This window comes from Pseudocitrobacter cyperus, assembly GCF_039889165.1.
GTDB classification, from domain to species: domain Bacteria; phylum Pseudomonadota; class Gammaproteobacteria; order Enterobacterales; family Enterobacteriaceae; genus Pseudocitrobacter; species Pseudocitrobacter cyperus.
Window position 1 is genome coordinate 780,294 of record NZ_JAYMYY010000001.1, and the last position, 24,867, is coordinate 805,160.

Below are 24,867 nucleotides of genomic sequence, written 5' to 3' on the forward strand. Positions count from 1 at the left end.
TTAGCGGATCTCAACCATCGGGCGACCCGCACGGGCGGATACCAGTTCGCCGATTGCCGTTAAGGCGATGCCATACTCCACCGCGACAGCCTGCGCTTCTTGCTCTGCCTCCGCCGTCACCGCCAACAACAGGCCGCCGGAGGTTTGCGGGTCGCACAGCAGCGAACGCCACTCATCCGGCATCGCGCCCATCAGGTGACCATAACTGGCGAAGTTGCGCCCTGTACCGCCCGGCACCGCGCCCTGAGCGATATACTCTTCTACGCCCGGCAGTTTCGGCACATCGGCAAAGTTGATCTGTGCCTGTACGCCTGCGCCCTGACACATTTCGCTCAGGTGCCCCAACAGGCCAAAACCGGTCACATCGGTCATCGCTTTCACGCCGTCAATATTCGCGAATGCCGCCCCGGCAAGGTTCATCCGGCACATCACTTCCGTCGCCAGCCCCTGATGTTCAGGTTTCAGCAGCGATTTTTTCTCAGCGGTGGTCAGGATGCCAATGCCCAGCGGCTTGGTCAGGAACAGTTTGCAACCCGCCTGCGCGGTGCTGTTTTTCTTCACTCGTTCGGTCGGCACCACGCCCGTTACCGCCAGGCCAAAGATCGGCTCCGGCGCGTCAATCGAATGCCCCCCTGCCAGGGCGATCCCCGCCTGCTGACAGGCTGCGCGACCGCCTTCAATCACTTCGCGGGCAATTTCCGGGGCCAGAGTGTTAATCGGCCAGCCGAGGATGGCTATCGCCATAATGGGTTTGCCCCCCATCGCGAAAATATCGCTGATGGCGTTGGTTGCCGCGATACGACCAAAATCGAACGGGTTATCCACGATTGGCATGAAAAAGTCCGTCGTGCTGATGATCGACGTCCCGTTACCGAGATCGTACACCGCCGCATCGTCGCGGGTTTCATTACCGACAAGCAGGTTCGGGTCGACAAACTTCGCCTGTTCGCTGTGCAGGATGGTTTCCAGCACTTTAGGGGAAATTTTACAACCGCAACCTGCTCCGTGACTGTACTGTGTTAAACGAATGGCTTGTTCGCTCATGAAACTCTCCTGATTTTGCCAATTCCACTATGGTAGCGCCCAAACGGCAGCGTGGTAAGTCCGACGCTCCGAAATCGCTCACTACTGCTCACTTCGCAAGCAATTGCGCGTTTTGCGACACAGGGCAATTTTTCTTGTCACATTTTTCTCTCTACTGATTAGCGACATAAATATAACAATGTCAAAACCTGCATTCAGGATATAAATCAAAAGGAAATACCGATGAAAAAACGCATTATCGCTCTTTGCCTGGCAACCCTTTTTACGTCCAGCGCTTTTGCTCTTGCTCCGGCCGGGAACGACGCCACCACTAAACCCGATCTCTACTATCTGAAAAACGCCCAGGCGATTGACAGCCTTGCCCTGCTGCCGCCACCGCCAGCCGTAGGCAGTATCGCATTTCTCAACGATCAGGCGATGTATGAACAAGGCCGTCTGTTACGTAATACCGAACGCGGCAAGCTGGCCGTTGAAGATGCCAACCTCAGCGGCGGCGGTGTAGCAAACGCGTTCTCTGGCGCATTTGGTTCGCCGATCACCGAAAAAGATGCGCCGCAGTTGCACAAACTGCTGACCAACATGATTGAAGATGCGGGCGATCTTGCCACCCGTGGCGCGAAAGAGAAGTATATGCGTATTCGCCCATTTGCTTTCTATGGCGTGCCGACCTGTAACACCACCGAACAGGATAAGCTGTCGAAAAACGGCTCTTATCCGTCCGGCCACACCTCTATTGGCTGGGCTACCGCGCTGGTACTGGCAGAGATTAACCCCCAGCGTCAGAATGAGATTTTAAAGCGTGGGTATGAACTGGGCGAAAGCCGCGTGATTTGCGGCTACCACTGGCAGAGCGACGTCGATGCGGCGCGCATTGTCGGTTCCGCCGTTGTGGCAACGCTGCACACCAATCCGGCGTTCCAGCAGCAACTGCAAAAAGCGAAAGATGAGTTCGCCAAACAGCATAAATCTTAATCAACACGCCCGGCGTTGTTAGCGCCGGGCGAATAGATCAGAAGCGCACAACAAAGGGTGCCGTATCCGGCACGGATACCGTGGTCGAGGCCTTAAGCTGCGGAGTTCCCAGATAGAGGAATCCGACGATTTTGTCATGCTCGCCGCATTTCAGCCCTTCGCGAACGACCGGGCTGTCGGTCAACGCGCCGCTGCGCCAGATGCCATTATAGCCCTGCGCCACAGCCGCCATCTGCATCGCCATCACCGCGCAACCCGCGGACATCTCCTGCTCCCACTTCGGCACCTTATGATGTGGCTGGCATTTGGCCACCACCGCGATAATCAGCGGCGCGCGAAATGGCGCATTGCGCGCTTTATCGATGGCTTTTTCATCGCTCCCTGCGGCCACAGCCCCTTTTTCCAGCAACTGGCTAAAACGCTCGCGTCCCTCGCCCTCAATGATAAAAAACTGCCATGGTTGTAGCGTCCCGTGATCCGGGGCGCGCATCCCGGCTCGCAGAATATTTTCCAGTTGCTCACCGGCTGGCGCAGGGTCAGCCAGGCGGGAAGCGCTACGGCGATTTACCAGTAATTCAAGTGCGTCCATTGATTCGCTCCTGTCATGTTATTTTTCACAAAATTAACATGCGCGGGGAATTTGTTACAGCGCAGATGGCGATTCCTGCTGACAATGGGCGGCGCTCTATTTAGGATAGCCAGATGTTTCACCGCTTCCGGTGAACCGTTTACTGTCTTTATCAGGGAGAAAACATGCGAACCCTATGGCGTTTTATCGCCGGATTCTTTAAATGGACGTGGCGATTACTCAATTTTGCCCGTGAACTGGTGCTGAACCTGTTCTTTATTTTTCTGGTGCTGGTCTGCGTCGGTATCTGGACACAGCTAAGCAGCAGCACACCGGAAAGCAGCAACGCGCGCGGAGCCCTGTTGCTCGATATCAGCGGCGTGATTGTCGATAACCCCTCAACCAGCAGCAAACTTGGCGTGATTGGCCGCCAGCTTTTCGGCTCAAGCTCCGATCGTTTACAGGAGAACTCGCTGTTCGATATTGTTCAGGCTATCCGTCAGGCGAAGGATGACCGCAATATTACCGGTATCGTGCTGGATCTGAAAAACTTTGCCGGAGGCGATCAGCCTTCGATGCAGTACATCGGTAAAGCCCTGCGAGAATTTCGTGACAGCGGCAAGCCCGTATACGCCGTAGGGGATAGCTACAGCCAGGGTCAATACTACCTTGCCAGCTTCGCTAATAAGATCTGGCTATCGCCGCAGGGCGTGGTTGACCTGCACGGTTTCGCCACCAACGGTCTCTATTACAAATCGCTGCTCGATAAGCTGAAAGTCTCCACGCATGTGTTCCGCGTAGGCACCTATAAATCCGCCGTTGAGCCGTTTATCCGCGACGATATGTCTCCGGCTGCGCGTGACGCAGATAGCCGCTGGATTGGCGAACTGTGGCAGAACTACCTCAATACGGTAGCCGCCAACCGCCGGATCACCGCACAGCAGGTCTTCCCAGGTGCGCAGGCCGTGCTTGAGGGGCTGACCAAAGTGGACGGCGACACCGCGAAATATGCGCTCGACAATAAACTGGTCGATTCTCTGGGCAGCAGCGCGGAAATCGAAAAGGCGCTGACGAAAGAGTTTGGCTGGAGTAAAGCCGATAAAAACTACCGTGCCGTCAGTATCTATGATTATGCGGTGAACCCTCCGTCAGACGCGGGCGACAGCATCGCCGTCATCTTTGCCAATGGGGCGATTATGGACGGTGAAGAAACGCCGGGGAACGTCGGCGGCGACACGACTGCGGCGCAAATCCGCGATGCGCGTCTCGATCCGAAAGTGAAAGCGATTGTGCTGCGCGTCAACAGCCCGGGCGGCAGCGTAAGCGCGTCAGAAGTGATCCGCGCTGAACTGGCAGCAGCAAAAGCAGCCGGTAAACCGGTAGTGGTTTCGATGGGCGGAATGGCTGCCTCTGGCGGCTACTGGATCTCCACCCCGGCAAGCTACATCGTCGCCAACCCGAGCACCCTGACCGGCTCCATCGGCATCTTTGGCGTGATTAACACGGTAGAAAACACGCTGGATTCCATCGGCGTTCACACCGACGGCGTGGCAACCTCACCGCTGGCCGACGTTTCCACCACCAAATCACTGCCACCGGAAGTGCAGCAGATGATGCAACTGACCATTGAAAACGGCTACAAGCGCTTTATCACGCTGGTTGCCCAGTCACGCCACAGCACGCCAGAGCAAATTGATAAAATTGCCCAGGGCCATGTCTGGACGGGTCAGGATGCGAAAGCCAACGGTCTGGTCGATAGCCTCGGCGATTTCGATGACGCGGTCGCGAAAGCCGCTGAACTGGCGAAGCTGAAGCAGTGGCACGTCGACTACTATCAGTCTGAACAGAGCTTCTTTGACAGAGTGATGGACACCGTTTCTGGTTCAGTGCGCGCGTCACTGCCTCAGGCGCTGCAGGCGTATCTGCCCGCACCACTGGCCTCTGCGGCAAAAGAGGTGAAAGCGGAAACCGACAAGCTTGCCGCCTTCAATGACCCGCAAAATCGCTATGCGTTTTGCCTGACCTGCGCCAATATACGATAATTACAATCCCCTCTTCGGAGGGGATTTTCTTTCGCTTACTTAAACGACATCATGCAAAAAAAATCCATTTACGTCGCCTATACCGGCGGGACTATCGGAATGCAGCGTTCCGAACACGGCTATATTCCCGTCTCCGGCCACCTGCAACGTCAGTTGGCTTTGATGCCGGAGTTTCATCGCCCGGAGATGCCGGATTTCACCATCCATGAGTATCAGCCGCTAATGGACTCGTCGGACATGACGCCGGAAGACTGGCAGCACATTGCCGAGGACATCAAAGCCCATTACGATGAATATGATGGTTTTGTTATTCTGCACGGCACGGATACCATGGCTTTCACCGCCTCGGCGCTGTCATTTATGCTGGAGAATCTGAGCAAACCGGTCATTGTGACAGGGTCACAAATCCCGCTGGCAGAGCTGCGTTCCGACGGACAAATTAACCTGCTGAATGCGTTATACGTTGCGGCGAACTATCCCATCAATGAAGTCACGTTATTCTTCAACAATTGCCTCTATCGCGGCAACCGCACCACCAAAGCACACGCCGACGGTTTCAATGCCTTTGCTTCGCCAAACCTCGCCCCGCTGCTGGAAGCCGGTATCCATATCCGTCGACTTGGCACACCACCCGCGCCGGGCACATCTGGCGAGCTGATCGTGCACCCGATTACGCCACAGCCGATTGGGGTGGTGACCATTTATCCCGGCATTTCTGCCGATGTGGTGCGCAACTTCCTGCGTCAGCCGGTGAAAGCGCTGATCCTGCGCTCCTACGGCGTGGGCAATGCGCCGCAAAATGGTGAGTTTCTGAAAGAGTTAACCGAGGCCAGCCAGCGCGGCATTGTGGTGGTCAACCTTACCCAATGTATGTCCGGGAAGGTCAACATGGGGGGGTACGCGACCGGCAATGCCCTCGCCCACGCGGGCGTGATTGGCGGCGCGGATATGACCGTCGAAGCGACGCTCACTAAACTGCACTATCTGCTGAGCCAAAACCTTGACGCCGACGCCATCCGCAGCGCTATGCAGCAAAACCTGCGCGGCGAGCTAACGCCAGACGAGTAAGGAGCCATTATGAAAACACGAGCACTGTTACTGGTTGACCTGCAAAATGATTTCTGTGCCGGCGGCGCGCTGGCCGTTGCCGAAGGTGATAGCACCGTTGATGTTGCTAATGCGCTAATAAGCTGGTGCAAAGCCCGTGGTGAAGCCGTGGTAGCCAGCCAGGACTGGCACCCGGCCAACCATGGCAGCTTCGCCAGCCAGCACGGCGTAGAGCCCTATACGCAGGGCCAGCTTGACGGACTGCCGCAAACCTTCTGGCCCGATCACTGCGTGCAACACAGTGAGGGTGCTGCACTGCATCCGCTGCTGGCGCAGAAATCAATTGATGCGGTGTTTCATAAAGGCGAAAGCGTCAATATCGACAGCTACAGCGCCTTCTTTGATAACGGTCACCGCCAGAAAACCGCGCTGGACGAGTGGCTACGCCATCATGAAATCAACGAACTGATCGTGCTGGGGCTGGCGACCGATTACTGCGTGAAATTCACGGTGATGGATGCGCTGAAGCTGGGCTATGCAGTGAATGTTATTACCGACGGCTGCCGTGGCGTCAACATTCAGCCGCAGGACAGCAATCAGGCATTTATGGAGATGGCAGCGGCAGGCGCCACGCTGTATACGCTGGCGGACTGGCAAGAGACGCAGGAATAGTTTTTGACGCGAAATGCCCGGCGTTCATCGGGCATTTACCGGATAAACATCATCGTCTGCGATACAGGGAAGCGAATCCGCGGATCAAATTACGCATACTTTTCGCAGTTATGATCCCGGCAATGGCTTACGTTTCTCATAGGGTGACCAGGCATCTTTACTCCAGCCCAATAAAACGTTATCACCCGGCGAAAAATGGACATGCAGCCAGTTTTCCCCACGCTCTCTCTTGCCTAATGGCATAATTACTTTATGCACTTCTGTTCTGACACCCGCCTCATACTGGGCACGGGTATAATCGACTGTCCAGATGACAACCGCTTCATCACCCGTGATTACGCCACAGCACGTTGCTGCCCCACCGCCGTGGGCAAAAGCATTCGGCCCATGCACGCCGTTGACGCTAAAACCCCGGATTGGCCGGTCCAGCCCCATGCCCACCACTTCCAGCGGGCGTACCAACGCGTCACTTTTTCATCAAGTTGTTCCAATCGCGTGAAAAACTCCATTTTTCCTGCCATCTTCCTTAGCGTCAGCCTATCGCCCGACATCATCGAAAACATGACGTCGAAACCTGAACCGCGTTCTAGCGGGTCACGATGCCCTGCCATGTACCAACAGTGGTGGAGGCTGCACAATTCGGAATTTATAAAGGCGAGATTTCCACGCGGCTGGGGGGCAGTTATGCCCGGTTGCGTTGCGCTAACCGGGCCTTCTTATCTTAGCTTCCGTTGCCAATCTGCCACAAATATACTGGCGACACGCCATTCACCCGCCAGTTCCCGATACTGCGGTTCTTATAGATAACCGGATTATGTGAGGCAATCGTCCGTGCATTGCGCCAGTGGCGGTCAAGTGCTTTCGAGGTACGCGTATCTGACGCGCCGAGGGCGTTAAATAACTCGGTTGCCGCCCGCGGGATCAACTCACTTGCCACCACCTGGGCCTGAGAAGAAGCGACTTCCGCGCGTTCATTCGCCTGAACAATCGCCGCAGGATCGGTATCAGCATGAACTTCATAAGCCGCCTGTAACGCCTGTGAAGCACGTTCGACGGTTGCTTCAACGGCAAAAACCCAGCTACTTATCTGCCCTACAATCTGCAATACCTGTGCATCATCACGTACAGCCGATGCATTGCCGTGGCTATAGACGCGGCGACGGTTTTTGACCCCATTTGCCGCGTCGCGCTCTATTGCGCGGCCGATACCCGCAAGTGTTGCCAATAACACCTGCTGGTAGAACGCGGTTTGATATCGAAAACGTTCAGCAAAATCAATAACGTGTTCATGTTCAACGAAGGCGTCACGAAAACGTGTACTGCCACTGCCCGTCAAACGCTGACCGAAACCGTCCCAGTCATCGACGCGTTCAACTTCAGACTGATGGGTACTGACCAGCGCGATAACATCGCCGCCGGTGTCGCTACGTCGGGCAAATACATCGATCCAGTCGGCGAACAGCGCCCCGGTGCTGTAGAACTTCTCCCCCGTCAACCGCCAGCCATTCTCAACCGGCGTCACTTTGGTGATGACGTCTCCGAGCGCAACATCGCCGGTTTCCGTCCAGCCGCTTCCGACAATTTCGCCATCAAGAAAGCGATTAAACCAGCGGTCTCGTTGCGCGCTATCGGGGCGATTAAGCTGATCCTCTACAAAAGCGAAGTGCGCGCGCAGTGCCTGCGGCAGGTTAGAGTCGGCTTCAGCCAGCTCGCTTAAAAGATGGAAAAGCTGTGGGAGCGATGCGCCATCTCCTCCTTTCTCCCTGGGGAGACGAACGGTGCCGAATCCGGCCTCTTTGAGCCAGCGTATGGGTTCATAGGGGAGTGTTCGGTTGATTTCACGCGCCACCGATTCGTCGCTGATGCGTTCAAATATCGGGCGAAAGCGCGCCGCCAGTGTTTCGTAGTCGGTACCTGTAGAAAGAAGTGTCATCAAAGGCTCCTTATTCATCATCAATATCCTGACGGGTAGGCTCATGGCGCACCGCGAGCAGGAAGAAAATGGGGATCAATGCAGCAAGCGAAACCACCCAGAACATATTGGTTCCAAGCGATGCCTGAAGCAGTGGCAGAATGAACAGCGCCAGCGCGCTACCGACGCCGGAAAGCGCACGGCTGAACCCGACACCTGTTGCACGAATACGCGTCGGATAGGAAAGCGCCGGATAAATCATTAACTGCGCGCCGGGGCCAAAGCCCTCAGCAAACAGCCAAAGGCCAAGCATAGCGACCGCGACAGCCACACCCAGCGCAGCATGGGGTTGCCCCACCAGCGCCAGCACGATGAGCGCAATAAACTGCAACGCAAACCCGGCAATCGCCACATGGCGCGACGGATATTTCCATGCCAGATGCATGCCCAGCAGGCCACCGGTAAACGCGAACAGCGCATTCAGCCCCAGGGATGCAGCGATTGTTTCAAACACCCCTGCGCCAAGAAATTGCGCAAGGATCGTCGGCAGGAAGAAAGCGATGGCGGTATATTCAAAGGCGATACAGATATTCATCACCCCGGCGACAATCGTGCGTTCGCGATAAGGTTTTTCGAACAGCACGCGATAACTCACCTTTGGCGGCGGCGCCGCTTTTACGCCAGGCGCTTCATGTGCCTCAATGCCATAAGATTCCCGCAATATACGCGCTGCGCCCTGTAAATCCCCCTGATTTGCCGCCCACAGCGGCGACTCATTCATAAATTTACTGCGCACGGCGATAATCAGCAGCGCAGGAACGGCGCCAAACAGCAGCGAGGCTCGCCACAGCCAGTCGAGATGCTGGGTAGGCAGCAAAAAGTAGAGCGCGAAAATGATCAGGAAGCAGACAGTGGAGGCGGCATACCACATCGGGCACCAGGCTGCGAGCCGTGCCGCTTTGTTGCCTTTTCCGGCAAATTTGGAAAATTCTGCGAGATAAGACATGGCAACGGGGAGATCGATACCGACCCCAATGCCCATCAGGAAACGAGCGCCAATCAGTACCCAGACGTTAGGCGCCAGCCCCGCGGCAATGGCGGAGACCACAAAAAAAAGCATATCGGCCATAAACACCGAGTAGCGACCATATTTATCCGTCAGCCAGCCGCCAATAATGTTACCGAAGATCGTGCCCACCATAATTGACGACGTCACAAGACCTGTCAGCAGCGGTGTTAACTGAAACTCTTTCACCACATCATCGATGCCATACGATAGCGTGGTGAGATCGTAGGCATCCAGAAAGACACCGCCAAGCGCCAGGAAGACGATCATGCGCGCATATTTCGCCTGCTCACCGTTGTTATTAATCAGCCTTGCAACGTCGCTGACCGAACCGACGGGTACAGAAACCCCGCCCGTATTTTCTACCGGGATTGAACTCATATTTTTACCTTGCCTGAAATGGGCCGGTCACTGACCGGCTAATAAGCGTTATTCTGCAGAAACAGGCACCAGCACGCCCTTGACCAGCGGATCGTCCGTGGTCTTAAGCCAGGTCTGGATCCTTGGGTCGGCGAAAGCCTGTTTCAGTTTTTGAATATTTTCCTGACTCAGATACGGCGTACCGATAACTAACTGAGAGGCAAAAGTACGCGGTGCAGGTGGGAAAAGAATCCCCTTTTCGCGCGGCACTTTGCCCGCATCAAACTGCGAGACGTAACCGATAGCCGCGTCAACGGAGCCCAGCGCGCGTGGCATGGTGAGAAGATCCAGCTCTTTAAACTGATACTGATGCGGGTTGTCAGTAATGTTTTTCAGTTTTGCCGTGCGCGGCTCCACCGCAGGGTCAAGCTTAATCAGCCCTATTCTCGCCAGCAGCCACAGCGCCTGTCCCTGATTTGCGCCATCATCCGGCACCACGATCGTCGCGCCGTTGGGCAGTGCGTCGATAGACGCGTACCGATCCGAGTAGATACCAAACGCCCACTGGAACACCGGCACGGTGCTGGTCAGCGCAAAGCCATTGGCATCGACAACCTGTTTCAGCCACCACTGATGCTGATAAATCGTTCCCGCATAGGTGCCATCCGCGACGGCGCGATCGGCCTGAACCGGATCCTGTACGCCGACCGCTTCCAGCGTCAGGCCGTAGTCCGGAGCAATATGCTCGCCGATATACTCAATGATCCGCTGCTCTCCTGCCATGGCCGGTTCGTAATGGATTTTAAGCGTAGTGCCAAACACCACCTGCGCGGGGCCTTGTGTGCGCCACCAGCCAAAGGCGGCAACCGCAATAATCACGATAGCCAGCGCCACCAGCCACGGCCAACGCCGGGTTTTACGCAGTTCAAATGGTTCTGTCGTCATCAGACGCTCCCCTGAGTATGTCGAAGTCGGCGAACCAGGCGGTCGCCCAGAAACTGGATAAGTTGAATGGTCACAATCAGTACCACGATGGTGGCGATCATGATGTGGTTATCGAAACGCTGATAACCGTACACCACCGCCAGATAACCAATGCCACCGGCGCCAATCGTGCCCGCAATGGCCGAGTATTCAATCATTGAGATAACATTGAGGGTGATAGCCGCCACCAGTGCAGGTAAGGCTTCACTCAACTGGGCTTTGGTGATGATTTGCCAGCCTGAGCCCCCACATACCAGGCCTACCGCCGTCACATCGGCAGGCAGTTCACGCAGGGCGTTCTCCACCAGTCGCGCAAAGAACGGAATACCCGCAACAATCATCGGCACGACCGCTGCCGGAATGCCGATAGTGGTGCCGGTAAGCCACCAGGTGAACGGAATGATGGCCGCCATCAGCACCAGAAACGGTAGCGATCGTCCCACGTTAGCGATGCTGTTCAGCACACGGTGCAGCACCGGGCGCGGGAAGAGCCCCTGGGGCGACGAGTTAAACAACACCACGCCCGCCACGCCGCCGAGGGAGACGACAAACAGCATCACAATAGAGACCATCAATGCCGTTTCCCCAAGCGCAGGCAGCAACAGCGTGTGAATGTCACTCCACGGCGTATCCTGACTCACGATTGTCGGCTTCATACCGCCTCCTTCAGCACCACTGGCGCGTCCAGCACCTGTGCAACAATCCCCTGCTGCGCCAGTAATGCCAGCAGGCGGGGAATCGACAAACGCTCGTGCGTGAAGCGAATGCCAATCTGCATCCGCCCGCTGAGCAAACCGTTGACCTGCTCAACATGACCGCCGAGCAGATCCACCCGTAGCCCGTGTTGCTGGCTAAGCTGGCTTATCCAGTCGGTACGGATGCTGCCGTCTGTGCGATAGCTGACCCGCAGCAATATATCGGCAGGCGCAGTGACGGGAGACAGCGGCATCAGTTGCTGCCCCAGATGCGAATCGGGCTGCGCAAGCAGGGTATTGAGCGCGCCCGAATGCACAATTTCGCCGTCGCGGATTTCCGCGACCGTATCGGCGGTGGCGCGTACCACATCCATCTCATGGGTGATCAGGACAATTGCCAGCCGGTACTCGTCGCGTAGCTGGCGCAGCAACTTAAGCACCGAGTCGGTAGCCTGTGGATCGAGCCCCGATGTCGCTTCATCGGCCAGCAGTACCGACGGCCGCAGCGCCAGCGCACGGGCAATACCGATGCGTTGACGCTGGCCACCGGAAAGCTGTGCCGGATACGCCTGCGCTTTATGGCTGAGCCCCACACTCTCAAGCAGCTCACCGACGCGGGCATGAATATCCCGTTCAACCACGCCGAGATACTCCAGCGGCAGCGCGATGTTCTGCCATGCGGTTTTACGCCCCAGAAGCGCTGAGGACTGAAACACGGTGCCGATCGCCCGTCGCTCGCGCCGCAGGGCCTCACCGGAAAGCAGCGAGAGATCCTTACCGTTCACGGTAATGCTGCCGCTATCCGGACGTTCAAGCAGGCTAATGCACTTCGCCAGCGTCGATTTTCCCGCCCCGCTGGGCCCCACCACAGCAGCGATGGAACCGGCGGGAACCTGCAACGAAATCCCTTTCAAAACCGGCGTCACGTTGCCGTGCGCGTTTCGGTAACGCTTTGAAAGATTGTCGATTTCGATCATGCGACGTTCTCTCCTGTCTCAACCGCTTGCCCCGCATGAATACGGTAGCTCGCGCCCGGGTGTGGCGCCTGCAAACGCGCATCGCCTGCGAACAGTTTTTCGCGCAGCGTGCCGGGGCGATACTCTTTCTTAAAGACGCCGCGTTTTTGCAGTTCCGGGATCAGCAGTTCCACCACATCGGTGAAGGTTTCGTGGGTCACGGCATACGCCAGGTTGAAGCCGTCCACATCGGTCTCTTCCACCCAGGATTGCAGCTCATCCGCCACCGTTTCCGCACTGCCGACGATCAGCGGCCCGAAGCCGCCAATACCGACCCACTCCGCCATGGCCTCGACCGTCCACTGGCGATCGGGATCCGCCGTCGAAAAGGCCTCGACCACCGACTGAATGGCATTGGTGTGCGAATAAGTGAACACCTGATCGGGTTTGTACTGCCCAAAATCGATCCCCGTCCAGCCGGAGATCAGCGCCAGCGCGCCCTCATAGCTGACATACGATTTATATTCATTCCACTTTGCCTGTGCGGCTTTGTCCGTTTCACCGACAATCACGGTCTGCATATTGAAAATTAAAATACTGTGGGGATCGCGTCCGGCCTCGACGGCGCGGCGGCGAATATCTGCCACCGTTTTTTTCAGCAGCGCTTTGGAAGGCGCGGCGACAAAAACACACTCGGCATGATTGGCTGCAAACTGTTTGCCGCGACTGGACGCCCCGGCCTGATAGAGCACCGGTGTGCGCTGCGGTGAGGGTTCGCAGAGGTGGAAACCTGGCACATCAAAGAATTTACCGTGATGGTTGATGTTATGGATCTTACTCGGGTCACTGAAAATACGCCGCTCGCGATCGCGCAAAATCGCCCCCTCTTCCCAGCTCCCTTCCAGCAGTTTATAGACCACATCAAGATATTCATCGGCGTAGTCATAACGCGCGTCATGATCCGTTTGCGCGCGATGGCCAATGTTGCGCGCACCGCTCTCCAGATATGAGGTCACGATATTCCAGCCCACCCGGCCTTTGGTCAGGTGATCGAGGGTCGAGAGACGACGCGCGAACGGATAAGGGTGCTCGAACGATAATGAGGCGGTCAGGCCAAAACCGAGATGCTCTGTGACCAGCGCCATCGGGGTGATTAGCGCCAGAGGATCGTTAACCGGCACCTGCGCGGCCTGGCGGATCGCCGCCTCACCGTTGCCATTCAGTACATCGTAGACGCCGAGCACATCGGCGATAAACAGTCCGTCGAATTTCCCACGTTCGAGCAAACGTGCCAGATCAACCCAATACTCCAGGTCTTTATATTGCCACGAGCGATCGCGCGGGTGCGCCCAAAGTCCCGGCGACTGGTGGCCGACACAGTTCATATCAAAAGCGTTAAGACGAATTTCACGTTGCGATGGCATAGCACTCTCCTGTCGCGCCAGGTATAAGCCTGGCGCTCTGTGTTGTCATAATTTTAATAGGGGGTAATTTTTAAACGGCGGGACATCGCGCTGACAGGGTCAGCAGAAGTTCACGCGCGACGGCCTGAGCGTGGTCGGCCACCTGCGGCAGGCCCATCAATTCGCCGAAACGGCCACGGGCGGCTGGCCCGGAAACCAGGAACGTTGTGGACGGTTCACCTTGCGCGTTCAGCGTTTGCGAACGGGCATCCACATCAATGCCGAGCCCGAGCACATCGGGGCGGATAAGACCTTGCGCACGCAGGTCACGCAGAAAAGGCTGGCTTTCTGTAAGCGTCGCGTGGGCAGGCCCGGTGGTTAGAATCAGATAGTCGACGTTGAGATCCCGCAGCGCATCGCCGCGAACCGCCAGTTGCAGGCGCAGATGGTTCTCCTTCGCGGTGACGGTTTTCAGGCGCGCCGCCAGCACGGTCAGCAGACCCGCCTGCTCGCGGGATGCAATAGCGTCAGCAACCTGCGGGGCGATACGATAACGATGCACATCCCAGAAGCGGCGCAGATGGCGCAGGAACTGGCGCTGCTCACGTTCGCTTAACTGTTGCCAGATAGACTGCCCCTGGCTGCGCACCTCATCGAGCACCACCTGCCAGGGCAAACCGCTCACGGCGGCGCGCGCAATATCTTCACGGATCTGACGCAGACGCTGGCGCAACGTGCCGGTTGAATAATCCGCCTGCCATTTTGGCAACCCCGCAGCGGCATTCGCCCGGGAGAGTAGCCCGTGGCGTGAAAATGCCAGCAGAGTGCCGCGATGACCTAAACGGGACAACGATGCCACTACGTCAGCCATGCTGAGCGCGGTGCCGGCAATCGCCACATTGGCATCCAGCGGAATATTCTCCAGCGCACCGGCGACCCACGGATTAGCAATCAGGCGCGGGTGCCCGGCGATGGCGCGCACCTCTTTTGGCAGATCCGGCGGAGGATGGCTCACCGCCAGCACCACACGATCGGCAAAGATCCGTTTCCCCTGCGCGGTGATCACCTGATTATCCTGCCAGGCAATCGCCGTATCGCGCAGATGCATCACGCGGCCGAGCTGCTTTTGCGCCGCCGTGAAAAATGCCTCTGCGACATAGCGGCCAAACTCGCCGCGCTGCGGGTAGACACTGCCATCCGGACGTCGCGCATCCGTGTCGCGTCGATAGCTTTCCTGCTGACGATACCAGCGTTCAAACGCGCCCTCATCTTCGCCGGAAAGCTGCATCCGCGCGGCAGGTACGTTGATGCGATGCGCCGGGTCAGCGGCCGAGTAGGCCACTCCCAGCCCCGGCACTTCCCGGGGTTCAATTACGGTGATTCGCAAAGAGGTTTGCGCATCACGCAGCAGATGGACAGCGACTGCCGCACCGCTGAAACCACCGCCAATAATCACAATATGAGGTTCACTCATCGCGGGTCTCCACAAACCTTACTTAGCTGGCACTAACCTGTTTTGTCGGACGAGCAGCCCCACCGATGGTTTCACCAAAGGGCCCCGTATTCACGTTCCCCGACTGGGTGCGCGGGCGCGTACTGAGTGGCAGCAGCGGCATCACCAGTTCGGCAAAACGGTGCGCCTCTTCAAGGTGCGGATAACCCGAGAAAATAAAGTTAGTGATCCCTAAAGCCTGGTACTCGCGGATGCGTTCCGCCACCTGCTGTGGGTTCCCCACCAGCGCAGTACCTGCGCCGCCGCGCACCAGACCGACGCCTGCCCACAGATTAGGGGCGATACGCAGGTTATCGCGATTACCTTTGTGCAGAGCGCTCATCCGCGCCTGCCCGGCCGAGTCCATGCGTGAGAAAATCTGTTGTGCCTGAGCGATAGTCTCATCATCCAGGTGGGCTATCAGTTTATCGGCTGCCGCCCACGCCTCTTCTTCGGTTTCGCGCACAATCACGTGCAGACGGATGCCATACTCCAGTTCGCGCCCCTTCGCGGCTGCGCGCGCTTTGACCACAGCCAGTTTTTCCGCCACCTGTGCGGGCGGTTCGCCCCAGGTAAGATAGGCATCAATATGATCGGCCGCAACATCAATCGCCGCATCGGACGAGCCACCGAAATAGAGCGGCGGGCCATTTTCCTGCACCGGCGGGAAGAGGACTTCAGCCCCCTCCACTTTAATGTGCTTACCGTCATAATCGACTTTTTCCCCGGCCAGCAGACGGCGATAAACGTCGAGAAATTCGTTGGTCACTTCGTAGCGCTCGGTGTGACTAAGAAAGATACCGTCGCCTTTGTTCTCCACCGGGTCGCCGCCGGTGACAACATTAATCAATAAGCGTCCCTCTGACAGACGATCCAGCGTCGCAGCCATACGTGCCGCAAGCGCAGGCGGCTGAAGCCCCGGACGCACCGCGACCAGGTAGCGCAGGTTACGTGTCTGGGGCGCGAGCGCCGCGGCGACCAGCCAGGAGTCCTCGCAGCTTTTCCCGGTCGGGATCAGCACGCCGTAATAACCCAGGCTATCCGCCGCCAGTGCAACCTGTTGCAGATAAGGCAAATCAACGGGGCGGCCTCCCTGGGTCGTCCCCAGATAACGGCCATCGCCATGGGTTGGCAGGAACCAGAAGACATTCAGGTTATTATCGGATTTCGTTGTCATTATCTATTTCCTTTATAACTATATTCACTATTTATCGAAGCGTTTCTTCAAGATGGTTATAACGGAGTAAGCGAAATCCGTGCCAGTATTTAATAAAAATTAAAACCTTAATTATCATTGCGTTAACAAAATTCCGCGATCGCGATCTCGTTGCAAATGCGACAACACAGGCGCACAAGCTGCGGCAAATGCAACACGCGTCCCCCGCCCCCCTATGGTGAAAAGCAGCCGTAAAAGATAAGTTCGATGTATGAATCATCTGGAGCCACTCTTATGCTGAACTCATCCATACCTGTGCTGATTGACCCTGCTTCACAGGCCTTTCAAAGCCTGCTTGACCGCTTTGCGCCAACCGACGCCACAGTCTTAATTGTTGGTGAAACCGGCAGCGGGAAAGAGGTCGTCGCCCGCTACCTGCATCATCACAGCCAGCGGAGCCATGCGCCGTTTCTGGCCGTAAACTGCGGGGCGTTGACCGAGTCACTGGCTGAGGCGGAGTTATTTGGCCATGAGAAAGGCGCTTTTACGGGCGCGATGCAGGCACAACCCGGCTGGTTCGAGGCCGCCGAGGGCGGTACGCTGCTGCTTGATGAGATTGGCGAACTGAGTCTCGCGTTGCAGGTAAAACTGCTGCGCGTATTGCAGGAGCGTGAAATCACCCGTGTAGGGTCGCGCAGAGCCATCAAAGTCAATGTACGGGTCATCGCCGCCACCCATGTCGATCTTGAACAGGCCATTCGCGAGCGGCGCTTTCGCGAAGATCTCTTTTATCGTCTGAATATCGCGGCGGTACATCTCCCCGCCCTGCGCCAGCGCCGCCAGGATATCCCACAACTGGCGGAGCACTTCTTACAGCTTTATGCAAAGCGTTTAGGCAAACCGTCGCGTCGTCTGGCCCCGGAAACCCTCGCCGCCATGATGGACTACCCGTGGCCGGGAAACATTCGTGAACTGGAAAATATGCTGCATACGGCAGTACTGCTTAGCCAGGATGAGATAATCACGCCTTCACAGCTTCGCTTTGCTTCCCTCCCCACGGCGGCGACGGAAAATCAGGATGGAGACGACCTGGCGGCATTTATGCACCAGCAGCTAAGCCTGCATGGCGGGCAGGTGTATGACCGCATCATGCACGCGATGATCCAGGCCGCAATGATGCAAACCGACCATAATCAGAGCCAGGCCGCCGCGCTGCTGGGGATCAGCCGTCACTCGCTGCGTACACAACTGGCGCATCTGGGCGTTATTAAAAGCCGCCGAAAAACCGCATCACTGCCGCAACCCAACACACCTGCTCCGCGCGAGCGCGAGCTACGCATCGGCTACCAGCGTTTTGGCAACCTTGGCGTCCTGAAGGCGCGACAAACGCTGGAACGGGAATTTGCGGATAGCGGCGTAAATGTCCTGTGGAGCGAATTTCCGGCAGGCCCGCAGATGTTGCAGGCGCTGAATAATAACGATATCGATTTTGGCACCACGGGCGAAGCGCCCCCCGTATTTGCCCAGTCACGCGACAATAGTCTGCTTTATGTCGCCTGGGAACCACCCGCTCCGCGCAGCGTGGCGATGGTGGTGCCTGAAGAGAGTGACATTCGGCATATCAGCCAGCTACGCGGGAAGCGTATCGCCCTGAATAAGGGTTCCAACGTTCACTGGCTGCTGGTGCAGATTCTGGAAGAAGCCGGGCTGCATCCCGACGATGTGAAAATAGTCTATACGCCGCCGAAATATCCGTTGACGCCAAGCGACTATCTGGCTGCTGATGCGTGGATGATGTGGGATCCGGTGCTAAGCGATGCCGAACGCAGCGGCCATCTGCGCGTCGTGGCAACGGGCGAAGGCCGGGTAAACAACCACCAGTTTTACATTGCCCGCCGCCAGTACGCGCAGTACAACGATGATGTGATAGCTCATGTGGTGGACGCATTAGTCAGGACGGGGAAATTTATCGACAGGCAGCGTCATGAGGCTGCGCAACTCCTTTCCAGCGAACTGGGGCTCGCCACTGCCTCGCTGGAGTGCGCGCTGGCGCGCCGCAGTCATCAGACCCGGGAGATGGATCTCAAAGTCATTCGCGCCCAGCAAACCATCGCCGACCGTTTCTATGCGCTGGGCCTGCTAAGCAGACCCGTCGCGGTGCGCGAAGCCATCTGGTATGCGAAAACCGGGCAGACCGAACCGTGGATGGCGGCCTGATGGGGATCAGTGCTGTTTAAAAGTAGCGATGGGCTTTGGTGAGATCCCAAAGTCCTCTTTCAACTGCTGCTTGCTCTTCATTACCATCTGTCCGTTAGTATCAATGGTCATGTGCTGCGCATCGCTGTTGTAACGCGCCTGCCAAAGCATCACCAGTTGCAGGCAGTTCTCTTTTTGCTCTGCCGTCAGGGCGACGCCATCAGGCCATTTTCCTAACTCTACCGCCGTCATCAAGCGTTGATAAACGTCCGGTGTCATATTGTCGATAATTTGCTCAATGCTCATCTCTGACTCCGACTGTGAAGGAATAATTTGCTGAATCGTTTTTTCAACCTTTGGTTGATTCACCTTTTTCGTTATCCGTGAAGCTCAGTGACGCCGAATTGACGCAAAAACGTTCACCTGTCGGCTGAGGCCCATCCGGGAAGACGTGTCCAAGGTGCGCATCGCAGTTTCCGCAACGGATTTCAGTACGTTGCATACCATGTGAGTAGTCGTTGAGATAGCGAATCGCCGTATCGCTCACCGGCTCGTAAAAACTTGGCCAGCCACAGCCGGAATCGTACTTGCTTTCGGATTGAAACAGCGGCGCATCGCACACTAAGCAGTGATAAATCCCGTCACGCTTATTATGCAGCAAACGCCCGGTGAATGGCGGTTCAGTACCGTGATTCTGTGTGACGTAGAACTGCATTTCGCTTAAGTTTTTTTTGAGTTCTTCAGGGGTGGGTTTCGTCGCCATTTTGTTCACATCTCGCTTTGGAAAGTACATCTCAACTTCGATTCTAACAAAACATTAACAATGAGGTATCCACTTTTGTTCTAAACTTACTCGTTGAGAAAAAGCGCCCGGTTAATTGTGATGCATTTCACATTTTTATCTGCTGCAACCTTTAAAATTCGCCGCGCCGCCCTCATGTGGTTTCAAGCTCAAAGGGAGAGTGAGGCATTCAATCGCGCAAAGGTTGTACTGAGGATTGATTTGTCGCAATGATTGACACGATTCCGCTTGACGCTGCGTAAGGTTTTTGTAATTTTACAGGCAACCTTTTATTCACTAACAAATAGCTGGTGGAATATATGACTATCAAAGTAGGTATCAACGGTTTTGGCCGTATCGGTCGCATTGTTTTCCGTGCTGCTCAGGAACGTTCTGACATCGAAATCGTTGCAATCAACGATCTGTTAGACGCTGACTACATGGCATACATGCTGAAATATGACTCCACTCACGGCCGTTTCAACGGTACCGTTGAAGTGAAAGACGGTCATCTGATCGTTAACGGTAAAAAAATCCGTGTTACCGCTGAGCGTGATCCGGCTAACCTGAAATGGGACGAAGTTGGTGTTGACGTTGTTGCTGAAGCAACTGGCCTGTTCCTGACTGACGAAACCGCTCGTAAGCACATCACTGCTGGCGCGAAAAAAGTTGTTCTGACTGGCCCTTCCAAAGACAACACCCCGATGTTTGTTAAAGGCGCTAACTTTGACAAATACGAAGGTCAGGACATCGTTTCTAACGCATCCTGCACCACTAACTGCCTGGCACCGCTGGCAAAAGTTATCAACGACAACTTCGGTATCATCGAAGGTCTGATGACCACTGTTCACGCGACCACCGCTACTCAGAAAACCGTTGATGGCCCGTCTCACAAAGACTGGCGCGGCGGCCGCGGCGCATCCCAGAACATCATCCCGTCCTCTACCGGTGCTGCTAAAGCTGTAGGTAAAGTACTGCCAGAACTGAATGGCAAACTGACTGGTATGGCGTTCCGCGTTCCGACTCCGAACGTATCCGTTGTTGACCTGACCGTTCGTCTGGAAAAAGCTGCTTCTTACGAAGAAATTAAGAAAGCAATCAAAGCTGCTTCCGAAGGCGCAATGAAAGGCGTTCTGGGTTACACCGAAGATGACGTTGTTTCTACCGATTTCAACGGCGAAGTTTGCACTTCTGTGTTCGATGCTAAAGCAGGTATCGCACTGAACGACAACTTTGTGAAACTGGTATCCTGGTACGACAACGAAACCGGTTACTCCAACAAAGTTCTGGATCTGATTGCTCACATCTCCAAATAAGTTGAGATGAAACAGTAATCTGAAAGAGCGACTTCGGTCGCTCTTTTTTTTGTTTGAAAAGAAGGATTGCGTAATGATTAATAAAATTTTTGCACTTCCGGTAATCGAACAACTTACCCCTGTGCTCTCCCGTCGCCAGCTTGATGAGCTGGAAATTATCGTTGTTGATCACCCGGCGGTTAAGGCGTCTGTTGCGCTACAAGGCGCTCACCTGCTTTCCTGGAAACCCAGTGGCGAAGCCGATGTGCTGTGGTTGAGCAATAACACCCCCTTCAAAACCGGTGTTGCACTACGCGGCGGCGTTCCTGTTTGCTGGCCGTGGTTTGGCCCGGCAGCGCAGCAGGGTTTGCCGTCACACGGTTTTGCCCGCAACCTGCCGTGGGCGCTGAAGGCGCACAACGAAGATGATAACGGTGTAGTGCTGACATTCGAGCTGCAAAGCAGCGATGCATCCCGCAAATACTGGCCGCACGATTTCACCCTGCTCGCCCGCTTTAAACTGGGTAAAACCTGTGAAATCGAGCTGGAAGCCCATGGTGAGTTTGAAACCACCAGCGCGCTGCACACTTACTTCAACGTCGGCGATATTCACGCGGTCAAAGTGAGCGGGCTTGGCGATCGCTTTATCGATAAAGTGAACGATGCCAAAGAAGGCGTGTTGAGCGACGGCGTTCAGACTTTCCCGGATCGTACCGACCGCGTGTACCTGAATCCGGAGTCGTGCAGCGTCATCCACGATACAGCGCTGAACCGCAATATTCAGGTAGTTCATCACCATAACCCGGACGTTGTCGGCTGGAACCCGGGCCCGGCGCTCTCTGTCAGCATGGGCGATATGCCGGATGACGGTTATAAAACCTTCGTTTGCGTTGAAACCGCCTGCGCCAGCAAAACGCAGAAAGCGACGGCAGATAAACCGTCTCGTTTAAGCCAGACCATTAAGGTTGTGAAAGGCTGAGTGAAACCCCGCGATTTGCGCGGGGGTTTCCGCACACAAAAAAGCCCGCCAGTGGCGGGCTCAGAGATTTATTCTGTCGCTTAGAAGGTGTAAGTGATCCCGGTTGAAAGCAGACCGGTCCAGCTTTTGTCCACCATTGGGCTATCGGTAACTTCATCTGACAGGCGGGTATAACGCGCGGTGCCGTATACGCTCCAGTTGCCGAGGAAGCGGTAGTTCGCGCTCAGCTCCAGATAAGGGTTCCAGCCGCCATCGGCGCTGTAGTCACGCAGGCCACTTTTGCGCGACTCTTTCTTCGACACGCCATAGTAATAGTCATTCATATTGTCGCTGCTCCACTGCACACCAATGCCCGGCGTCAACGTCAGGTTGCCGTTGGTGTAGTGGTATATCCAGCCCAGATCCCAAATCAGACCATTGCTTTTATCCAGCGTATCGCCGGAAAGCGTGGTGCGCAGAGAACCGTACTGAGTGTGATGGAACCAGGAGAGTCCCGCCATCATCGTGGAGTGACGGCTATCGAGGCGGCGCAGTTTATGGCTGTCGCTATCGCTCGGTTTGAAGTACGTCGGCAGCCAGTAGGCCGTCAGGGAGAGCTGATCGGTACCGTCGTTCCACAGATAGTAACCACCGCCCAGACCACGGAACCAGAAGTTGTCGCTTTCATAGGTCAGGACCGGCACAGGCACCACATCACTACTGTACTGTTTATAGGGATGTTGAATGACACCAACGCCTGCCCCCAGGGTCAGTTTGCTTTCAGCCTGCACGGCAGTTGCAGAAGTAGCCAACAACACGCCCAGCGTCAGAAGTTTGATTTTATTCACAATCCTTTATTCCTTTTTCAACTTATCAGCGGCGGAAGTTTACCCGTCAGGTTCGCTTATCACAAACTTTTTACCTGGAATGGCACAATATGGCTCGATATTGTCCCGGAAATTGATGACAGCACGCTTGCAAACAGGTGACAGAAGAAAGAAATCCCTTATCCAGTTAAAAAGAATAAATGACCGTATTTTTTGATGAGTTATTGATATGTCATTGAAATTAGTTTTTGCCAGCATGCAAGTTTTGCAAATGCCATCTACGCTTATTTTTAGAAGTCGTCATCGCAAGGCACGTTTTCGTAAATTGTCCATCAACCGGGGAGTTCGGTTGCAGGATTAACAGCGAGCGTCGTGCGCCAGACCGCTTCCGGGAGCCTCCACTATTCATACGAACGGCTCTTAACCACCTGTGCTAAAAAAGACGAAAGGACGGCATGCCATGAATATATTCGATCACTATCGCCAGCGTTATGAAGCTGCCAAGGACGAAGAGTTCACACTGCAGGAGTTTCTTACCATTTGTCGGCAAGACCGCAGTGCCTATGCTAATGCGGCAGAACGGCTATTAATGGCTATTGGTGAGCCAGTAATGGTTGACACTGCCCTTGAGCCACGGCTTTCCCGTCTGTTTTCGAACCGCGTCATTGGACGCTATCCGGCGTTTGAAGAGTTCTATGGTATGGAAGATGCGATTGAGCAAATCGTCTCCTACCTGAAGCACGCCGCCCAGGGACTGGAAGAGAAGAAACAGATCCTCTATTTACTGGGCCCGGTAGGTGGTGGTAAATCATCCCTTGCGGAGCGACTGAAATCGCTGATGCAGCGGGTGCCAATTTACGTGCTGAGCGCCAATGGTGAACGCAGCCCGGTAAACGACCATCCGCTGTGCCTGTTTAACCCGCAGGAAGATGCGCAGATTCTGGAAAAAGAGTACGGCGTGCCTTCCCGCTATCTTGGCACCATCATGTCCCCGTGGGCGGCAAAACGTCTGCATGAATTTGGCGGCGACATCACCAAATTCCGCGTCGTTAAAGTATGGCCTTCCATTCTGGAACAGGTGGCGATCGCTAAAACTGAGCCGGGCGATGAGAATAACCAGGATATCTCCGCACTGGTCGGTAAAGTGGATATCCGCAAACTGGAACACTTCGCGCAAAACGATCCAGATGCCTACGGCTATTCCGGTGCCCTGTGCCGCGCCAACCAGGGGATCATGGAGTTCGTCGAAATGTTCAAAGCGCCGATTAAGGTGCTGCACCCGCTGCTGACGGCCACCCAGGAGGGGAACTACAACGGTACTGAAGGCCTCTCCGCCCTGCCGTTCAACGGCATTATCCTCGCGCACTCGAACGAATCGGAGTGGGTGACGTTCCGTAATAACAAAAATAATGAGGCATTCCTTGACCGTGTTTACATCGTCAAAGTGCCTTATTGCCTGCGGATTTCGGAAGAGATCAAGATTTACGAAAAACTGCTTAATCACAGTGAGCTGGTACATGCGCCTTGCGCGCCCGGCACGCTGGAAACCCTGTCGCGCTTCTCGATTCTGTCGCGCCTGAAAGAGCCGGAAAACTCGAGCATCTACTCGAAAATGCGCGTCTATGATGGGGAGAGCCTGAAAGATACTGACCCGAAAGCGAAGTCCTACCAGGAGTACCGTGATTATGCCGGGGTTGATGAAGGGATGAACGGGCTATCCACCCGCTTTGCCTTTAAGATCCTGTCGCGCGTATTCAACTTCGACCACGCCGAAGTCGCAGCCAACCCGGTGCATCTCTTCTACGTGCTGGAGCAGCAGATTGAACGCGAGCAGTTCCCGCAGGAGCAGGCGGAGCGCTATCTGGAATTTCTCAAAGGGTATCTGATCCCGAAATATGCGGAGTTTATCGGTAAAGAAATTCAGACCGCCTATCTGGAGTCCTACTCCGAATACGGTCAGAACATTTTCGACCGCTATGTCACTTACGCAGATTTCTGGATCCAGGATCAGGAGTATCGTGACCCGGATACCGGACAGTTGTTTGACCGGGAATCACTGAACGCCGAACTGGAGAAAATCGAGAAGCCTGCCGGGATCAGCAATCCGAAAGACTTCCGTAACGAAATCGTCAACTTTGTGCTGCGCGCCAGAGCGCATAACAACGGGCGTAATCCAAACTGGACCAGCTACGAGAAGCTGCGCACGGTTATTGAGAAAAAAATGTTCTCCAATACCGAGGAGTTGCTGCCGGTTATCTCGTTCAATACCAAAACCTCAACCGACGAGCAGAAGAAACACGACGACTTTGTCGACCGCATGATGGAGAAAGGCTACACCCGTAAACAGGTGCGCCTGCTGTGTGAATGGTATCTGCGCGTTCGTAAATCGTCATGATGGAAGCCCGGCAGCGCTGAGGTCTGCCGGGTCTACAAAACATGCG

At 55.6% G+C, this 24,867-nt stretch carries 21 protein-coding genes and 1 pseudogene; 8 read left to right on the forward strand and 14 right to left on the reverse strand.

Annotated elements, in window-relative coordinates; genetic code table 11:
* Positions 1 to 1,044 (reverse strand): selenide, water dikinase SelD, encoded by a 1,044-nt coding sequence (selD, locus tag VSR74_RS03815; RefSeq protein ID WP_347793475.1) that lies wholly within the window; start codon positions 1,042 to 1,044, stop codon positions 1 to 3.
* Positions 1,045 to 1,266: 222 nt separating this feature from the next.
* On the opposite strand from selD, the gene phoC reads away from it, so the two are divergent.
* Complete coding sequence (gene phoC, locus VSR74_RS03820; protein WP_347793476.1) at positions 1,267 to 2,016, forward strand: acid phosphatase PhoC; 750 nt, start codon at positions 1,267 to 1,269, stop codon at positions 2,014 to 2,016.
* 37 nt (positions 2,017 to 2,053) lie between these two features.
* Here the strand turns inward: phoC and VSR74_RS03825 are convergent, their stop codons facing one another.
* Complete coding sequence (locus tag VSR74_RS03825; protein ID WP_347793477.1) at positions 2,054 to 2,605, reverse strand: NAD(P)H nitroreductase; 552 nt, start codon at positions 2,603 to 2,605, stop codon at positions 2,054 to 2,056.
* A 164-nt stretch (positions 2,606 to 2,769) separates the two neighbouring features.
* On the opposite strand from VSR74_RS03825, the gene sppA reads away from it, so the two are divergent.
* From sppA to pncA, 3 genes are read left to right on the forward strand one after another with little or no spacing between them, the layout of a single operon-like run.
* Positions 2,770 to 4,626 (forward strand): signal peptide peptidase SppA, encoded by a 1,857-nt coding sequence (gene sppA / locus VSR74_RS03830; protein WP_347793478.1) that lies wholly within the window; start codon positions 2,770 to 2,772, stop codon positions 4,624 to 4,626.
* A 51-nt stretch (positions 4,627 to 4,677) separates the two neighbouring features.
* Entirely contained in the window at positions 4,678 to 5,694 is a 1,017-nt protein-coding gene (gene ansA / locus VSR74_RS03835) for an asparaginase (protein WP_347793479.1), read from the forward strand.
* Between the two features lie 9 nt (positions 5,695 to 5,703).
* Positions 5,704 to 6,345, forward strand: a complete 642-nt coding sequence (gene pncA / locus VSR74_RS03840; protein ID WP_347793480.1) for a bifunctional nicotinamidase/pyrazinamidase — start codon at positions 5,704 to 5,706, stop codon at positions 6,343 to 6,345.
* Between the two features lie 108 nt (positions 6,346 to 6,453).
* On the opposite strand, the pseudogene VSR74_RS03845 reads toward pncA, so the two are convergent.
* From VSR74_RS03845 to ssuD, 9 genes and pseudogenes are all read right to left on the reverse strand, one after another.
* Positions 6,454 to 6,854, reverse strand: a pseudogene (locus tag VSR74_RS03845) (DUF3304 domain-containing protein).
* Between the two features lie 212 nt (positions 6,855 to 7,066).
* Positions 7,067 to 8,278 carry an acyl-CoA dehydrogenase family protein gene (locus tag VSR74_RS03850; RefSeq protein WP_347793481.1) on the reverse strand — a complete coding sequence of 404 codons (1,212 nt, stop codon included), beginning with the start codon at positions 8,276 to 8,278 and terminating at the stop codon, positions 7,067 to 7,069.
* Positions 8,279 to 8,288: 10 nt separating this feature from the next.
* Entirely contained in the window at positions 8,289 to 9,704 is a 1,416-nt protein-coding gene (locus tag VSR74_RS03855; RefSeq protein WP_347793482.1) for an MFS transporter, read from the reverse strand.
* Between the two features lie 48 nt (positions 9,705 to 9,752).
* Complete coding sequence (locus VSR74_RS03860) at positions 9,753 to 10,628, reverse strand: MetQ/NlpA family ABC transporter substrate-binding protein (RefSeq protein WP_347793483.1); 876 nt, start codon at positions 10,626 to 10,628, stop codon at positions 9,753 to 9,755.
* Entirely contained in the window at positions 10,628 to 11,323 is a 696-nt protein-coding gene (locus VSR74_RS03865) for a methionine ABC transporter permease (protein WP_347793484.1), read from the reverse strand. Before VSR74_RS03865 ends, VSR74_RS03860 begins: the two co-directional genes overlap by 1 nt.
* Positions 11,320 to 12,339 (reverse strand): methionine ABC transporter ATP-binding protein, encoded by a 1,020-nt coding sequence (locus VSR74_RS03870; protein WP_347793485.1) that lies wholly within the window; start codon positions 12,337 to 12,339, stop codon positions 11,320 to 11,322. The genes VSR74_RS03865 and VSR74_RS03870 overlap by 4 nt, the downstream gene beginning before the upstream one ends.
* The gene (locus tag VSR74_RS03875) at positions 12,336 to 13,742 is read right to left on the reverse strand and encodes an LLM class flavin-dependent oxidoreductase (RefSeq protein WP_347793486.1); all 1,407 of its coding nucleotides are present in this window, start codon (positions 13,740 to 13,742) and stop codon (positions 12,336 to 12,338) included. Before VSR74_RS03875 ends, VSR74_RS03870 begins: the two co-directional genes overlap by 4 nt.
* A gap of 70 nt (positions 13,743 to 13,812) precedes the next feature.
* Positions 13,813 to 15,195, reverse strand: coding sequence for an FAD/NAD(P)-binding protein (locus VSR74_RS03880; RefSeq protein ID WP_347793487.1), 1,383 nt, complete (start codon positions 15,193 to 15,195; stop codon positions 13,813 to 13,815).
* A gap of 22 nt (positions 15,196 to 15,217) precedes the next feature.
* Positions 15,218 to 16,390, reverse strand: coding sequence for an FMNH2-dependent alkanesulfonate monooxygenase (ssuD, locus tag VSR74_RS03885; RefSeq protein WP_347793488.1), 1,173 nt, complete (start codon positions 16,388 to 16,390; stop codon positions 15,218 to 15,220).
* 273 nt (positions 16,391 to 16,663) lie between these two features.
* On the opposite strand from ssuD, the gene VSR74_RS03890 reads away from it, so the two are divergent.
* Positions 16,664 to 18,586 (forward strand): aliphatic sulfonate ABC transporter substrate-binding protein, encoded by a 1,923-nt coding sequence (locus tag VSR74_RS03890; RefSeq protein WP_347793489.1) that lies wholly within the window; start codon positions 16,664 to 16,666, stop codon positions 18,584 to 18,586.
* A gap of 6 nt (positions 18,587 to 18,592) precedes the next feature.
* Here the strand turns inward: VSR74_RS03890 and VSR74_RS03895 are convergent, their stop codons facing one another.
* Positions 18,593 to 18,871 (reverse strand): YeaC family protein, encoded by a 279-nt coding sequence (locus VSR74_RS03895; protein WP_015964794.1) that lies wholly within the window; start codon positions 18,869 to 18,871, stop codon positions 18,593 to 18,595.
* 43 nt (positions 18,872 to 18,914) lie between these two features.
* Positions 18,915 to 19,328 carry a peptide-methionine (R)-S-oxide reductase MsrB gene (gene msrB, locus VSR74_RS03900; RefSeq protein WP_347793490.1) on the reverse strand — a complete coding sequence of 138 codons (414 nt, stop codon included), beginning with the start codon at positions 19,326 to 19,328 and terminating at the stop codon, positions 18,915 to 18,917.
* Between the two features lie 338 nt (positions 19,329 to 19,666).
* Here msrB and gapA point away from each other — a divergent pair, with 338 nt between their 5' ends.
* On the forward strand, positions 19,667 to 20,662 hold the full coding sequence (gapA, locus tag VSR74_RS03905) for a glyceraldehyde-3-phosphate dehydrogenase (RefSeq protein WP_286630155.1): 996 nt from the start codon (positions 19,667 to 19,669) through the stop codon (positions 20,660 to 20,662).
* Between the two features lie 73 nt (positions 20,663 to 20,735).
* The gene (locus VSR74_RS03910; RefSeq protein WP_347793491.1) at positions 20,736 to 21,620 is read left to right on the forward strand and encodes a D-hexose-6-phosphate mutarotase; all 885 of its coding nucleotides are present in this window, start codon (positions 20,736 to 20,738) and stop codon (positions 21,618 to 21,620) included.
* Positions 21,621 to 21,700: 80 nt separating this feature from the next.
* Here the strand turns inward: VSR74_RS03910 and VSR74_RS03915 are convergent, their stop codons facing one another.
* Complete coding sequence (locus tag VSR74_RS03915) at positions 21,701 to 22,447, reverse strand: MipA/OmpV family protein (protein ID WP_347793492.1); 747 nt, start codon at positions 22,445 to 22,447, stop codon at positions 21,701 to 21,703.
* Between the two features lie 439 nt (positions 22,448 to 22,886).
* Between VSR74_RS03915 and yeaG the strand changes: the two genes are divergently transcribed.
* Entirely contained in the window at positions 22,887 to 24,821 is a 1,935-nt protein-coding gene (gene yeaG / locus VSR74_RS03920) for a protein kinase YeaG (protein ID WP_347793493.1), read from the forward strand.
* Positions 24,822 to 24,867: the final 46 nt, after the last annotated feature.

What these genes read in the sequence shown, in the direction of transcription:
- selD (WP_347793475.1), bottom strand. Translation starts at nt 1,044, where the DNA reads ATGAGCGAACAAGCCATTCGTTTAACACAGTACAGTCACGGAGCAGGT.
- phoC (WP_347793476.1), top strand. Translation starts at nt 1,267, where the DNA reads ATGAAAAAACGCATTATCGCTCTTTGCCTGGCAACCCTTTTTACGTCC.
- VSR74_RS03825 (WP_347793477.1), bottom strand. Translation starts at nt 2,605, where the DNA reads ATGGACGCACTTGAATTACTGGTAAATCGCCGTAGCGCTTCCCGCCTG.
- sppA (WP_347793478.1), top strand. Translation starts at nt 2,770, where the DNA reads ATGCGAACCCTATGGCGTTTTATCGCCGGATTCTTTAAATGGACGTGG.
- ansA (WP_347793479.1), top strand. Translation starts at nt 4,678, where the DNA reads ATGCAAAAAAAATCCATTTACGTCGCCTATACCGGCGGGACTATCGGA.
- pncA (WP_347793480.1), top strand. Translation starts at nt 5,704, where the DNA reads ATGAAAACACGAGCACTGTTACTGGTTGACCTGCAAAATGATTTCTGT.
- VSR74_RS03850 (WP_347793481.1), bottom strand. Translation starts at nt 8,278, where the DNA reads ATGACACTTCTTTCTACAGGTACCGACTACGAAACACTGGCGGCGCGC.
- VSR74_RS03855 (WP_347793482.1), bottom strand. Translation starts at nt 9,704, where the DNA reads ATGAGTTCAATCCCGGTAGAAAATACGGGCGGGGTTTCTGTACCCGTC.
- VSR74_RS03860 (WP_347793483.1), bottom strand. Translation starts at nt 10,628, where the DNA reads ATGACGACAGAACCATTTGAACTGCGTAAAACCCGGCGTTGGCCGTGG.
- VSR74_RS03865 (WP_347793484.1), bottom strand. Translation starts at nt 11,323, where the DNA reads ATGAAGCCGACAATCGTGAGTCAGGATACGCCGTGGAGTGACATTCAC.
- VSR74_RS03870 (WP_347793485.1), bottom strand. Translation starts at nt 12,339, where the DNA reads ATGATCGAAATCGACAATCTTTCAAAGCGTTACCGAAACGCGCACGGC.
- VSR74_RS03875 (WP_347793486.1), bottom strand. Translation starts at nt 13,742, where the DNA reads ATGCCATCGCAACGTGAAATTCGTCTTAACGCTTTTGATATGAACTGT.
- VSR74_RS03880 (WP_347793487.1), bottom strand. Translation starts at nt 15,195, where the DNA reads ATGAGTGAACCTCATATTGTGATTATTGGCGGTGGTTTCAGCGGTGCG.
- ssuD (WP_347793488.1), bottom strand. Translation starts at nt 16,390, where the DNA reads ATGACAACGAAATCCGATAATAACCTGAATGTCTTCTGGTTCCTGCCA.
- VSR74_RS03890 (WP_347793489.1), top strand. Translation starts at nt 16,664, where the DNA reads ATGCTGAACTCATCCATACCTGTGCTGATTGACCCTGCTTCACAGGCC.
- VSR74_RS03895 (WP_015964794.1), bottom strand. Translation starts at nt 18,871, where the DNA reads ATGAGCATTGAGCAAATTATCGACAATATGACACCGGACGTTTATCAA.
- msrB (WP_347793490.1), bottom strand. Translation starts at nt 19,328, where the DNA reads ATGGCGACGAAACCCACCCCTGAAGAACTCAAAAAAAACTTAAGCGAA.
- gapA (WP_286630155.1), top strand. Translation starts at nt 19,667, where the DNA reads ATGACTATCAAAGTAGGTATCAACGGTTTTGGCCGTATCGGTCGCATT.
- VSR74_RS03910 (WP_347793491.1), top strand. Translation starts at nt 20,736, where the DNA reads ATGATTAATAAAATTTTTGCACTTCCGGTAATCGAACAACTTACCCCT.
- yeaG (WP_347793493.1), top strand. Translation starts at nt 22,887, where the DNA reads ATGAATATATTCGATCACTATCGCCAGCGTTATGAAGCTGCCAAGGAC.